Genomic DNA, 13,540 nt, shown 5'->3' on the forward strand with positions numbered 1-13,540 from the left:
CGATGCTGGGAGCACTTGAAGGTTTCGGGGTTATCGGTTGCATTATTTTGGCCGGTTTCCTTTTGGGACGTTCGGGTGTTCTGGGATCGCAAGGTCAGCAGGTGCTGGCGAATACCGTGTTTTTTGTGGGAACCCCCGCCCTGATGTTCACCACGATCGCGTCTACTCCTGTGTCGCAGGTGTTTACTCCGGCATTGTTCGCAACGGCCGGGTCGGCCTTGCTCATGGCGGTGGTGATGTTCGTGTTTACCCGCGCCCGAGGTCGTTCTTTGGGAGAAGCGACCGTGGCGGGTTGGTCGGTGTCGTACGTCAACATTGGAAACTTGGGAATCCCCATTGCCACTTATGTTCTGGGCAGTTTGAATGCGATTCCACCGGTCCTGTTGTTCCAAATTATTGTTTTGGCTCCGATTGGTTTCGCCATTTTGGATGCGACGCGAACTGTGGGGGCCGAATGGTGGCGCCCCATCATTCGAGTGTTCACTAACCCCATTTTGATTGGGTCTGTTGCGGGGTTGATCGCCTCTGTCACCGGCTTTAAACTGCCAGCTGTTTTGGCTGATCCCATTGCCATGTTGGGTGCCACGTCTGTTCCGCTGACCCTCATGGCTTTTGGCATTTCGCTCAAGGACGGGTGGACGTTACCTCAGCCTGGCACGCGCACGCAGTTGACTGCGATGACGTTTCTCAAACTTGTCGTTCACCCGTTTGTCGCGTGGCTCATTGGTGGCCCGCTCTTGGGGTACTCAGGTGGCGATCTGTTAGCGATTGTGGTGACGTCGGCGCTTCCTACCGCGCAAAACGTGTACATTAACGCTCTGAAGTACCGGCAGTCCGAGGTGGTGACCCGTGACGTCGTTTTCATCACCACACTGTTGTCAATTCCGGCTGTGGTGCTAGTGGCCGTGCTGCTGGCTTGAGTGTTGCTGGCCTGAGTACTGTGGGCTTAAGCATGTGACGATGCTCGCCACCGAGCCTTAAAGGTGTGTCGATCCCCCACCGCCCGGGCAAAACCACGAACAATAGGTGTGTGGCTACTGACAAGAACTCTGACGACCTCGTTTCGCGACGCATGAACGCACAGGACGACGATCCGGAAGCGACCGCGCAGTTCGACGCGTTCCCACGCGAGAGCACACCGGAAAAGCCCAGCATGCTCAGCGACGAAGAGTGGGCACTCCTTTCCGACGGAGCTGCCAAAAAGGACTCGGAAACCACGGAAACTTCCTCAGCGAAGGACACCAAGGACACGCACGAGTCCGCCCCAACCAGAGAAACCTCAGTCAAACGCCAACACTCCTCGGCACGCCAAGCCGAACGCGATGAACCCACCCGAATCATGCCAGCTCCGGCACCCGCCGGCAGTTCTCCTGCCACAACAACGACCTCGGGAACCTCAGCGGTGGCAGCCACCACCTCGGCGGCAAAACCCGGCCTGTATCACCGCTTTGGGTTCCTCGATTTCATCGCTACCGCGATCATTGTTGCGTCAATGCCGTTCATGCTTGTAGCGCTTGCGGTCAAGATCGCGGCAAGTGGCATGTTCTTGCGGTTCGAATACTTCATCAGCCCGTGGTTCCCCAAGGACGAATACGGCTTCCACTCCGACGACCGGCTCCACTACGCGTCCTATGTGACGGACTACCTGTTCAACGGCGACTCGTCGCGCTATCTGGCAGATGTAGTCTTCCCTGACGGCACACCGGTCTTCACCGACGGCGAAATAGCCCACATGGCCGATGTGAAAGGCCTAGTCACGCTGCTCGCTTTTATTGCGATCGTGGGCGTGATCCTGTCACTGATTTCCGCAGTGTACTTGGGACGCAAGTACGGGCCGGGTCTCCACCACGCGCTGCGCTGGTCAGGGATTGTCACACTGGCGCTGTTCGCGGTTTTGACCGTTCTAGCTCTTGTGGGATGGGATCGGTTCTTCACCGGATTCCACGACATGTTCTTCGCCTCAGGAACCTGGCAGTTCTACTTGGACGATTCGCTCATTCGCTTGTTCCCACCACAGTTCTGGATTGACGCGGGAATCTTTGTCGCAGGCTTCGTGGTGCTGGTTTCGATTCTGTTCATCGCTTTAAGTCGGATCGGACACAAGAAGCGCAAACTGGCCCGTGACGCCGCGAAAAAGGCGTAATTGGCACGACTTGAATACATGTAAAGGCCCTCTGAGCTTGAAGCTCTGAGGGCCTTAAGCATCACGCCTTAGTCACCTACTGCGTCGCGACCACGGATCACGATCTTAGGGTCTGGCGGGTACACCACTGAGGTGTCTTTGTCTTCGTATTCGACCGAGTTGAGAAAGTAGCGCATAGCGTTGAGGCGGGCGCGCTTCTTGTCGTTGGACTTCACCGTAATCCACGGAGCGTGGTCCGTGTCAGTGCGCAAGAACGTCTGTTCTTTCGCTTCCGTGTAGTCGTCCCAACGGCCCAGGGATTCGAGGTCCATGGGCGAGAGTTTCCACTGGCGAACAGGGTCGATCTGACGAATCGCAAAGCGTGTGCGCTGTTCGTGTTCAGTCACTGAGAACCAGAATTTGGTCAGGTGAATACCGGACTCCACCAGCATTTTTTCAAACAGAGGAGCCTGCACCATGAACTCTTCGTACTGGCTGTCGGTACAGAAGCCCATAACGCGTTCAACATTGGCTCGGTTGTACCACGACCGGTCGAACATCACGATTTCGCCACGTGTGGGCAAGTGCTTGACGTAACGCTGGAAATACCACTGGCCCGATTCCTGTTCAGTGGGCTTGTTAAGTGCGACAACACGAGCTGCACGCGGGTTGAGGTGTTCGGTGAACCGCTTAATAGTTCCACCCTTACCTGCGGCGTCGCGCCCTTCGAACACCAGAACGTGACGCAGACCGTGGTCTTGTCCGTAGTACTGGAACTTCAAGAGTTCGATCTGGAGTTTGTACTTCTCCTGTTCGTACTCGGACCGAGTCATCAGCGTGTCATACGGGTAGCCTTCGCGCCACGTTTCAACTGCGCGGCCGCCTGGATCAATGAGGTCAGGGTCTGGTGTGTGCCCGTTGACCACTGTATAGCCTTCGGTGCGGAGTTTGTCGATGTATTCGCGCAGATTTTCTTTCTGATGTGGGTGCATGACTCTCCTTTGCCCTATAACTACAGCCTAGTCGATGAAGTACGCGTGTTTTGTGTGCTAGTGAAGGTCTGCCTTCTTAGGCGTCACGGTAAAGCCATGGTCTTTGTGAGTGCACGACACTCCCCCGTCGTCCGTTACGGTGCATGTGGTGTCGTGGGCGGTGAGTTTCACACCCGCAGGCAGTTCTTGGCCACCTTCGGGGGCGTGTTCTGTTGCCAGGTAGGTGTACGTGGGATTGGACGTGGCTTGGAATTTCGCTGCCTTGCCGTAGTCCATCGCAACAGAGTTGGCTTTCTCTTTCTGCCCGTACGTGTTCTTGAGTTCCGGCACGTCGTCTGGGAGGTTTTTAGAGTTGCATCCCACAAAGGTTTCACCAATTGTGCACGAGTACGAACGGTCCGCATTGCTGAAGTAGTACGCGTTTTCTGTTCCCGCAACGGTTCCGCGGTAGGCCTCTGGATCTGCTTCGTCACCGTTCGGTTCAGGGGCTGGAGGTGCCGAGGTGGCAAGCGGTTTCTTTGCAGGGTTGGGGTTCGAGGGTTGCTCGTCCCCGCCACCGCAACTTGCGAGCGCAAGGGCCAGGCAGGCCGAGGTGACAGCGAGTAAGGCACGGTGAGGTGTGAGTTTCATAGTCCTATTTCTTACGGGAATGTTGGTTATGGGGATGACAAAACAATGACGGACTGCGCTGGGGCCACGTAGTGTTCGGTGAAGTCCCCGTGAGCGTCCTCATGTGCTGAGTCTAATTCGAGGTGCCACGAAATCTGGGGAGGCAGGGCCACGTTCGTTTCGTCCCCCACGTTGATGATGAGAAAGACGCTCCCTGTCAGTTCTTCGCCAGAACGGTAGCCCGCGACTCCGCGGATCTCAACGCCTAAGGTTGTGAGCTCTGAGCTATGCCAGTCATCGTCAGTGGGTGTCTGGCCGTTGGCTTTGAACCACTGGATGTCGATCTCGCCGTCTTCGCGGGTTCCACCGTGGAGGAAGTTTCTTTGTCTCAACAGTGGGAGGCGTTTCCGCATGGCGCTTAAGCGTGAAATGAACTCGACCTCGGAACGATGTGACCAGTCGACCCACCCAATCTCATTGTCTTGTGCGTACGCGTTGTTGTTGCCACCTTGCGAGTTCCGCAGTTCGTCGCCAGCTAAAAGCATGGGGACACCCTGGGACACGAACAAGGTGGCGAGCATTCCGCGGATTCGGCGTTCGCGGGCCTTGTTGATGGCGGGGTCCTCGGTAAGGCCTTCTGCTCCCATGTTGTCGGACACGTTTTCGTTGTGCCCGTCGCGGTTATCCTCGCCGTTGGCTTCGTTGTGTTTGTTGTTATAGGAAACAACGTCGTTGAGCGTGAATCCGTCGTGAGCGGTGACAAAGTTGATCGAGGAGCTAGCACTGCGTCCCGAATGGTCGAATAGGTTGGCTGAACCCGTCAGGCACGAACCCATATCGGTTGTTCCGAGGCTTTCGCCACGCCATGCCCGCCGGACTTTGTCACGGTAACTGTCGTTCCATTCCTTCCACGGGTACGGGTAATGCCCCAGTTGATAGCCGTCAATACCCAGATCCCATGGTTCAGCAATGAGTTTGACTCCCGCTAGCAACGGGTCCTGGCGGACCGTATAGAAGAACGGGGAATTAGGGGTAAAGCGGTCTTCTGTGCGCCCCAGGGTGCTAGCCAGGTCAAACCGGAAGCCGTCGATTCCGTACCTGGTGACCCAGTGGCGCATGCTGTCCAGAACCAGCCGCATCACCATGTCAGCGTCAGGGTTCAACGAATTTCCGGTTCCCGTGACGTCCACATAGTGACGGCCCCCATCCGTGAGTTGGTAGTACCCCGGGTTGTTCAGACCTCGGCAGCTCAAAGTAGGGCCCATTTCACTTCCCTCACCTGTGTGGTTGAAAACGATGTCTAAGATGACTTCGATTCCAGCTTCGTGAAGGGTGTGAACAGCCTGCCGGATTTCAGTATCTGCGTCACGGTACGCATAACGCGGTTCAGGGGCTTGCCACGCAATAGGCTGGTATCCCCAGTAGTTGCTTTTGCCTTGGCGCACCAAGAACTCGTCGTCAATAAACGCTTGAATGGGTAGCAACTCCAAAGCCGTGACGCCCAGTTTCTTCAAGTGCTCCACAACCACAGGGTGAGCTAGGGCAGCATACGTTCCACGAATGTCCTCAGGAATATCCGGGTGTTGCTGTGTCAGTCCCTTCACGTGCGCTTCGTAGATGACCGTTTCATTCCACGGGCGAATAGGCCGATTCAAAGAAGGGTCAGGGCCTTGGGGCGGGCCTTGAACAATCGCTTTGGGCACGACAGGGGCGGAGTCACGGTCGTCTTGCACCATGTCGTCCCCAGGTCCCACTGCGTACGCGCGCATGAGACAGTCCCACGACAACGGGCCTGTCAACACTTGTGCGTACGGGTCAATCAACAGCTTGGCAGGGTTGAACCGGAGGCCGTTTTCCGGTTGGTGAGGACCAGCTGCTCGTAGCCCGTAGCGCGTACCTTCCGTAATTCCCTCAACATGGGCGTACCACACACCACCGTCACGATACGGAACAGGGATACGCTGTTCTTCTGCGTCAGTGAACACGCACAGTTCCACCAAGGTGGCATCCGGGGCCCACACAGCGACATTCGCACCAGTCTCCGTGAGCGTTACTCCCAAGGGCCACGACTTGCCAACACTCACTCGGGAGTTCTGTTCAGTCACGCGGTAACCCCTTCAAAAATGTCCGCGTACACCCGCGCAGAGGACTCCCATCCCACCGGCGTGCGCATTCCCTTGCGCAGAATCGACCGCCACACTTTCTTCTGTGCGAACAGTTCTGTCGAGTAAGCAAGTGCTTCGGAAAGCCCGTGCGTGCTGATGTCAGAGAAGGTGATTCCGGTGGCGGTTTTGTTCTCAATGTTTTCCGCCGAGGCGTGAGCCACCGAATCCTTCAGTCCCCCAGTCGCTGCCACAATCGGGACGGCTCCGTACCGGAGCCCATACATTTGGGTGAGCCCGCACGGTTCGAACCGGGATGGCACCAGGACAGAGTCACCACCGGCATACATGCGGTGACTCAACGGTTCGTCATACCCAATTTGCACACCCACGGAACCGGGGAATCTGCGAGCCAAGTCGTGCAACGCACTCTCATAACCGGGATCTCCCGATCCCAGAACAGCCAGGGAACCACCTCGGGCAACATAGTCAGGAACCGCGTCAATCAACATGTCGATTCCCTTTTGGTGCGCCAACCGGGTCACCACCACGGCCAGCGGGCCCTGTGGTTTAGCCAGACCGAACTCAGCGACCAACGCTTTACGGTTCTTCTTCTTGCCTTCTTGGCTGGACGCGGAATACGGAACAACGTGCGGGTCGTTTTCTGGGTCCCACACGCGAAGGTCAATCCCGTTGAGAATCCCGAACATTTCACCGCGATCGGCGCGCATCCTGATGACACCGTCGAGGCCAAAACCCCACTCCGGCGATGCGATCTGCTGCGCGTATGACGGGCTCACTGTGTTCACGGCAGACGCGTGCACCATGCCAGCTTTGAGCGCGCTCACCGTTCCGTGATACTCCAGAGCGTCCGGGTGGAAGTCCCAGGTAGGTAGGTTGACACGGTCCAACTGGTCTGGGCCAAAAATGCCCTGAAACGCGATATTGTGCAAAGTCATCACGCTGGGTACCGGGGTCCCAGCGTATTTCAGGTAAGACGGCACCAAGCCGGCTTGCCAGTCGTGGGCGTGAACGACCTCGGGCACCCACCCATCCGTGGTACCTTCCACGGCCAGCCGGGACCCTACCCAGGACAAGGCTGCGAACCGCACGTGGTTATCCGGATAGTCGTGCCCGTCGACGTTGTATGGCCCGCCTTCGCGATCAAAAAAATGAGGAGCATCCAACAGCAGGTATTCCACGTCGTTGAACGTGCCCAACAGCACGCGGGCGGGACCGCCGAACAGGTCGTCGGTTTCCCACTGAACACTGGTGCTTTCCAGCCGGTCAGTAAGCCCCGGGTATGCCGGCATCAGGACGCGACTTTCCCACCCTAGCGGGCGGAGAGCGGAAGGCAGGGCACCAACGACGTCGGCCAAACCGCCCGTTTTGACAAGTGGCGCCGACTCACTTGCCACGGACAGAACACGACGAGCCATCACAACCTCAGTTCGGTTGCTCGCCGGTCCAACATGGGTTGGGTGATGAGAACGACGCCGCTGTCCGTGCGCCTAAACCAACGAGCGTCTTCCTCTGGGTCCTGCCCCACAACCAGGCCTTCGGGAATGACCACGCGAGAGTCCAGGACACAGTCCGTCAGTTGTGCGGATCGGTTGATCTGGACACGGGGCAAGGCCACGACACGTTCAAGCGAGGAGTACGAATGCACGCGCGAACCCGTGAAGAGCAGGGAGTGGCGCACGTCTGAACCAGAAATGATGCAGTCACCGGAGATGAGCGACTGGATCGCTTGGCCGCGCCTGCCTTCATCGTCGTGGATGAACTTGGCAGGTGGGGTGAGTTCCGAATACGTCCAAATGGGCCAGGAGTTGTCATACATGTCCAAGGCCGGGATGAAATCCGTGAGGTCGATGTTCGTCTGCCAGAACGAGTCGATGGTTCCAACGTCGCGCCAGTACGGTTCGGTTTCCAGGCCACCCATTACGCAGGAGTCGCTGAACTTGTGGGCTTGCGCGAACCCGTTTTGCACAATGTGCGGGATCAGGTCGTGGCCGAAGTCGTGGCTGGAGTCCACGTTGTCTGCGTCTTCGAGGAGGAGCTCGCGCAGGAACGACCACTTGAAAACGTAGATTCCCATGCTGGCGAGCGCCAGGTCCGGATCGTCAGGCATTCCGGGTGGGTCCGCTGGCTTTTCGAGGAAGTCGATGATCCTGCCGGTTTCATTAGTGTGCATCACGCCAAACGCGCTGGCTTCTTCACGAGGCACGGTCAAGCATCCGACCGTGACATCTGCGCCGGTTTCAACGTGCTGGCGCAACATGATTTCGTAGTCCATCTTGTACACGTGGTCACCGGCGAGGACAATGATGTACTCGACGTTGTAGTCGTCCACAATGTCGATGTTCTGCGTCACCGCGTCCGCGGTTCCCATGTACCACTTGGTTTCGGCCACGCGCTGGCTGGCCGGCAGGATGTCCAAGTATTCGTTACGTTCCGCGCGGAAGAAACCCCATCCGCGTTGCAGGTGTCGGATCAGCGAGTGTGCCTTGTACTGCGTGGCCACCGCGATCTTCCGGATTCCAGAGTTCACCGCGTTGGACAGTGGGAAGTCAATAATGCGTGACTTACCCCCAAAGTGTACGGCTGGTTTTGCACGTCGGTCGGTGAGTTCCTGCAGGCGTGACCCACGGCCACCGGCCAAAACAAAGGCCATCGCCTGACTGGTCAAACGGGGGGCTGCCCCACGCGAGTCTCCGATAACACTGGTTGGGCTCATGATTGATCCTCGACAAAGTAGATCGCGGTTAACGGTGGCAGGGTGAGTAGAGCGGACTGGGCTTCTGTTCCACACGGCACGGGTTCAGTGTCAATTGCCCCGCAATTGCCACGGTTCGCCCCGCCGTAGTGTGACGAGTCGGTGTTGAGAGCTTCGTGCCAGCGACCAGGCACGGGGAACGCGATCCGGTAGTTGGTGCGTTCAACAGGGGTGCAGTTGAGAACCACTACAACATGTGGGTCTCCAGGGTTACCGCGGCGCATCCATGCGATGACCTGGTCATCCACGGCTTCTAACAGGAGCCATTGGAAGCCGCGAGGATCCGTGTCGAGGGCGTGCATCGCAGGCTGATCGCGGTAAAACAGGTTCAGATCACGGACTACGTTCTGTACGCCCGCGTGGCCGGGATCATCCAAGGTGTTCCAGTCCAAGCTGGCTGAGTGGTTCCATTCGTGGTGTTGCCCAAACTCTTGGCCCATGAACAACAGCTTCTTACCTGGGAACGCCCACATGTACGCGTAAAACAGTTTCAGGTTGCCCAGCTTGTCCTCATGGGATCCGGGCATGCGCTGGTACATGGACCCTTTTCCGTGAACCACTTCGTCATGGCTGATAGGCAACACGTAGTTTTCCGAGTACGCATACGTCATCCCGAACGTGAGCTGGTTCTGGTGGTACTTGCGATACACGGGGTCCTTCGCGAAGTACTCCAAGGAGTCATTCATCCAGCCCAGATTCCACTTGTACCCGAATCCCAAGCCACCAGTGTGGACCGGCTTCGTCACACCGGGAAATGCCGTGGATTCTTCGGCTACGATCGCAACCGAATCGTCCGCACCGTACGCGGCGGTGTTGGTCCGCTGAAGAAAATTGATGGCCTCGTAATTTTCGCGTCCGCCGTCGCGGTTAGGCACCCACTCGTTATCCTTGCGCGAATAGTCCAAATAGATCATCGACGCGACGGCGTCGACGCGTAAACCGTCCAAGTGGTACTCGCTGAGCCAATACAAGGCGTTGGACACCAGATAACTCAACACTTCTGGACGGCCATAGTTAAAGATGAGCGTGTTCCAGTCAGGGTGGAAGCCCTGACGTGGATCAGCATGTTCGTACAAGGCCGTGCCGTCGAAGTTGCCCAGGCCGTGCGAATCGGTGGGGAAATGCCCTGGCACCCAGTCAGCGATCACGCCCAGGCCGCGCGCGTGTGCCGCATCAACAAACGCTTGGAACTCTTCCGGGGTGCCGTAGCGGATGGTTGGCGCATACAACCCAATAGGCTGATACCCCCACGAACCGTCAAACGGATGCTCACTCACCGGCATGATTTCGATGTGGGTAAATCCCATGTGGTGGGCGTAATCGACCAGTTCTTCCGCAAGCTCACGGTAGGACATGAAGCGTTCGCCGTGTTCGTCGCTCACGCGCTTCCATGAGCCTAAGTGGACTTCGTAAATGCTCACCGGCGCCGAGGTGGCAAAGGCTTCCCCACGAACCTCCAGCCAGTCGCTGTCAGTCCAGGTGTGGGCATCGATGTCGCGCACCACCGAGGCGGTGTGCGGCGCGTGCTCGCTACCAAACCCAACGGGGTCTGCTTTGAGTGGCAGCTGACCGTTGTCGCCAAGAATGGAGTACTTGTACGTCTCCCCCGCACCCAGACCAGGGATGAATAACTCCCAGACTCCTGTGGCACCTCGGGAGCGCATGGGGTGGGCGGTGTGATCCCAGCTGTTGAAGTTACCAACGACGGACACGCGTTTAGCATTAGGTGCCCACACGGCAAAGTGGACGCCGGGAACTTCTTCGTGCGTGATGAGGTGAGCACCCAGGGCGCGCCATAGCTGGTGGTGGGTGCCTTCGCTCAAGAGGTATTCGTCGATTTCGCCTAAAACCGGGCTGAAGCGGTACGGGTCGTGACGTTCCTCGACGTGACCACCCGGCCACTGGATGCGCAAGCGATAGTAGGGCACATAAGGCCCGTGGAACACCGTAGGTACGGACGCGTACGGTTCGAGTTCTTGTGCCTCTGAGTCGTTGACTGCCCACACGCGTTCCGCGCCAGGAATGTGGGCAACGATTGTCGACTGGTCAGCGCTGGGTCCCAGAACCGAAAAAGGGTCCCAATGCCGGCCCTCAACGACAGCCTGAATTTCAGCGGGCGCGGGACCCACCTCGGTCACACCGTTCGAATCTGAGGTGATATCCCTGGCCACGTTTACTCCTCGTTGCTCGCCCTTAGATCATTCAAACACAGCAGGTGACGTGGCAGACCGAAAGTTCAATGATTTCAGGCAAAATTCACTCGAGGTTACAGCGTTACAGACTTACTGCATCACTGCCTCACAGCGCCGAATCGATGTTCCAGATCTTGGCCATGTATTCGCGTACTGAACGGTCCGAACTGAAGTACCCCATGTTCGCAATGTTGAGCACGCTGGCTTTCTGCCAGGCCCGGGTATCCTGGTACGCCTCGTCAACCCGGGTTTGGGCCTCGTCGTAGGAGTCGAAGTCGCTGGCTACCAGGAACCAGTCGGAGTTCCACATGCTGTCGACCAGGTTGCCGTAGCGGTGCGGTTCGTCCGGGCTGAAGGTGCCTTCTGCAACGGCTTGGAGAATGTCGCGCATAGGCTGGCTGGCTTCGATGGCTGCACGGCTGTGGCCCGGTTCTTCCCTGCGTTGAGCGACTTCTTCTGTGGTCAGGCCAAACAGGAAGAAGTTCTCAGCCCCCACCTTTTCGCGGATTTCGACATTGGCGCCGTCCAGGGTTCCGATAGTAAGGGCCCCGTTGAGCGCGAACTTCATGTTTCCGGTTCCGGAGGCTTCCATGCCTGCAGTCGAGATCTGCTCAGACAGGTCGGCGGCTGGGATGAGTTTTTCGGCCATGGACACGTTGTAGTTCGGCGGGAACACCACTTGGAGGAGGTCCTTGGTGTCTGGGTCGTTGTTGACCACTGCCGCGACATCGTTGATCAGGCGGATGATGTCCTTTGCCATGACGTAGCTCTGTGCAGCTTTCCCACCGAACAGTTTGACGCGTGGCACCCACCCTGCGGACGGGTCGCGCTTGATGCGCTGCCAGCGGGCGATGGTCCAGAAGATGTTGAGTAGTTGGCGCTTGTATTCGTGGATGCGCTTGACCTGCACGTCAAAGAGCCCGGTGACGGGAATGTCGATGTCGTGGTGGTGGTTAAGCCAGTCCGCGAGCCGGTTCTTGGCTGCGTGTTTAGTTTCGCCGAATACGGTGAGGAAGTCGTCGTTGTCTGCGTACTCGGCGAGTTGAGTGAGCCGGTCGAGGTCGGTTTCCCACTCTTCTCCAATGGCTTCCGTGATGAGCGCGGCAAGGTCTGGGTTGGCAAGTTTGAGCCACCGCCGAGGTGTCACCCCGTTGGTGACGTTGAGGATCCTTTCGGGGTGGCGTTCGTTGAAGTCAGGGAAGAGGTCGCTGCGGATGAGGTCGGTGTGGAGGGCGGATACTCCGTTGACGCGGTGGCTGGTGAGGAAGGCGAGGCTGCCCATGTTCACGTGGCCGTTGTCGAGGATTGCGGTGGCCGGTTCGAGTGGGCCGTGCAGCTCGATTTCGCGATGTTGAATCTTTTCAATGAGGTCCATGTGGCGTGGGAGGACGTGGCGCATGAGGTCAACTGACCAGCGTTCCAATGCTTCTGGGAGGAGCGTGTGGTTGGTGTAGCCCAGCACTTGTGTTGCGATGTCAGCGGCGGTTTCGAATTCGAATCCGTGGTCATCGATGAGCAGGCGGATGAGTTCTGGGCCTGCGATCGCCGGGTGGGTGTCGTTCATCTGAATCGCTGCGAAGTCAGGGAGTTTACGCAGGTCGTCGTGGGTGGCGAGGAAGCGGCGAAGAATGTCCTGCACGGAGGCCGAGGTGAGGAAGTACTCCTGGCGTAGGCGCAGTTCCTTACCGGTGTCGGTGGTGTCGTTGGGGTAAAGAACCCGCGACAGGCTGCGTGCGAGTGCTTCGGCGAATGATGCGCGGGCCAGGTGTCCGGCGTTGAACTGGTTGAGGTCGAAGTATTTGGCGCTGGGTTTGGCAGCCCATAGGCGTAGGGTGTTGGCCCAGTTGCCTCCGTAGCCCACGATTGGGGTGTCGTGGGATTCTGCGACGACGTGTTGTTCGGGCACCCAGATGGTTGCGCCGTTCTCTTCTTCCAGGTGTCCGCCAAAGAGTACGCGGTAGGCAGCTTCGGGGCGGGTGAAGTTCCAGGGGCTGTCGTTGGCTTGCCAGTCTTCTGGTGTTTCGATCTGGACGCCGTGGTCAAAACCTTGTTTGAACAGGCCGTGTTCATAGCGGATGCCGTATCCGTAGGCGGGGCACGCCAGCGTGGCGGTGGATTCGAGGTAGCAGGCGGCCAGGCGGCCCAGTCCCCCGTTACCCAGGGCGGGGTCGGGTTCGTCTTCTGCGATGTCGTGGAAGTCGAGTCCCAGGCTTGTCAGTGCTTCGTTGACGATGGTGAAGATGCCCAGGTTGATGGCGGTGTCTTCCAGGAGGCGTCCGGTGAGGAACTCCATGGACAGGTAGTACACGCGTTTGTGGTCGGTGTCCCATGTGGTACGGGTGGCGCGGAACCATGGGCTGATTGCGCGGTCACGCACGGCGTAGGACAGGGCGATTCGCCAGTCGAACTTTGAGGCGTGTTCTGGGTCTGAACCTACTGAGTACTGAAGGTGGTGGAGCAATGAGGTGCGAAAACCTTCAGCGGTGATTTCTGGTAGCTCAAGAGCATCGGTGTCGACGTTGTGAACTTGAAGGCGTTCAGACATGGGTCCCCTGACAGTAAAACCACGGTTATTGGCGCGTGTTTTGCGCACGCGTTCTCATCGTAAATGACGTGGTGAGTGAAAAGCGCGTTAGCCACCGACCGTTCACACGGGGTTCACTCGAGGTGCTTGGGGCGTCCGACGCGGGACGAAACGGCGCAAAGTGAGCGAAACTGCGCATTATATTGCGTAGTTTCGCTCACTT

Annotated in this window: 9 protein-coding genes; 2 read left to right on the top strand and 7 right to left on the bottom strand. The window is 57.9% G+C overall.

The features are described 5' to 3' along the window. Nucleotides 1-2 precede the first annotated feature (2 nt). Complete coding sequence (locus HMPREF0183_RS07505) at nt 3-920, top strand: AEC family transporter (protein ID WP_005884602.1); 918 nt, start codon at nt 3-5, stop codon at nt 918-920. Nucleotides 921-1,030: 110 nt separating this feature from the next. Then, on the top strand, nt 1,031-2,143 hold the full coding sequence (locus HMPREF0183_RS12170) for a TIGR01906 family membrane protein (protein ID WP_050775379.1): 1,113 nt from the start codon (nt 1,031-1,033) through the stop codon (nt 2,141-2,143). 68 nt (nt 2,144-2,211) lie between these two features. On the opposite strand, the gene ppk2 is transcribed toward HMPREF0183_RS12170, so the two are convergent. The 7 genes from ppk2 to HMPREF0183_RS07545 all read right to left on the bottom strand — a co-directional run bounded on the left by ppk2 (nt 2,212) and on the right by HMPREF0183_RS07545 (nt 13,338). Further along, nucleotides 2,212-3,114: a polyphosphate kinase 2 gene (gene ppk2 / locus HMPREF0183_RS07515; RefSeq protein WP_005884607.1), complete on the bottom strand. Its 903-nt coding sequence runs from the start codon at nt 3,112-3,114 to the stop codon at nt 2,212-2,214. Between the two features lie 57 nt (nt 3,115-3,171). Then, complete coding sequence (locus HMPREF0183_RS07520; protein WP_005884609.1) at nt 3,172-3,744, bottom strand: hypothetical protein; 573 nt, start codon at nt 3,742-3,744, stop codon at nt 3,172-3,174. A 26-nt stretch (nt 3,745-3,770) separates the two neighbouring features. Continuing rightward, on the bottom strand, nt 3,771-5,828 hold the full coding sequence (gene glgX, locus HMPREF0183_RS07525; protein WP_005884611.1) for a glycogen debranching protein GlgX: 2,058 nt from the start codon (nt 5,826-5,828) through the stop codon (nt 3,771-3,773). Then, a complete protein-coding gene (glgA, locus tag HMPREF0183_RS07530; RefSeq protein WP_005884613.1) occupies nt 5,825-7,264 on the bottom strand; it encodes a glycogen synthase GlgA in 1,440 nt (479 codons plus the stop codon). Before glgA ends, glgX begins: the two co-directional genes overlap by 4 nt. Further along, complete coding sequence (glgC, locus tag HMPREF0183_RS07535; RefSeq protein ID WP_005884615.1) at nt 7,264-8,562, bottom strand: glucose-1-phosphate adenylyltransferase; 1,299 nt, start codon at nt 8,560-8,562, stop codon at nt 7,264-7,266. Before glgC ends, glgA begins: the two co-directional genes overlap by 1 nt. Then, nucleotides 8,559-10,772, bottom strand: coding sequence for a 1,4-alpha-glucan branching protein GlgB (gene glgB, locus HMPREF0183_RS07540; RefSeq protein WP_005884617.1), 2,214 nt, complete (start codon nt 10,770-10,772; stop codon nt 8,559-8,561). Before glgB ends, glgC begins: the two co-directional genes overlap by 4 nt. A gap of 127 nt (nt 10,773-10,899) precedes the next feature. Then, a complete protein-coding gene (locus HMPREF0183_RS07545; RefSeq protein ID WP_083801472.1) occupies nt 10,900-13,338 on the bottom strand; it encodes a glycogen/starch/alpha-glucan phosphorylase in 2,439 nt (812 codons plus the stop codon). Nucleotides 13,339-13,540: the final 202 nt, after the last annotated feature.

The sequence above is a fragment of the Brevibacterium mcbrellneri ATCC 49030 genome (assembly GCF_000178455.1).
GTDB classification, from domain to species: Bacteria; Actinomycetota; Actinomycetes; order Actinomycetales; family Brevibacteriaceae; genus Brevibacterium; species Brevibacterium mcbrellneri.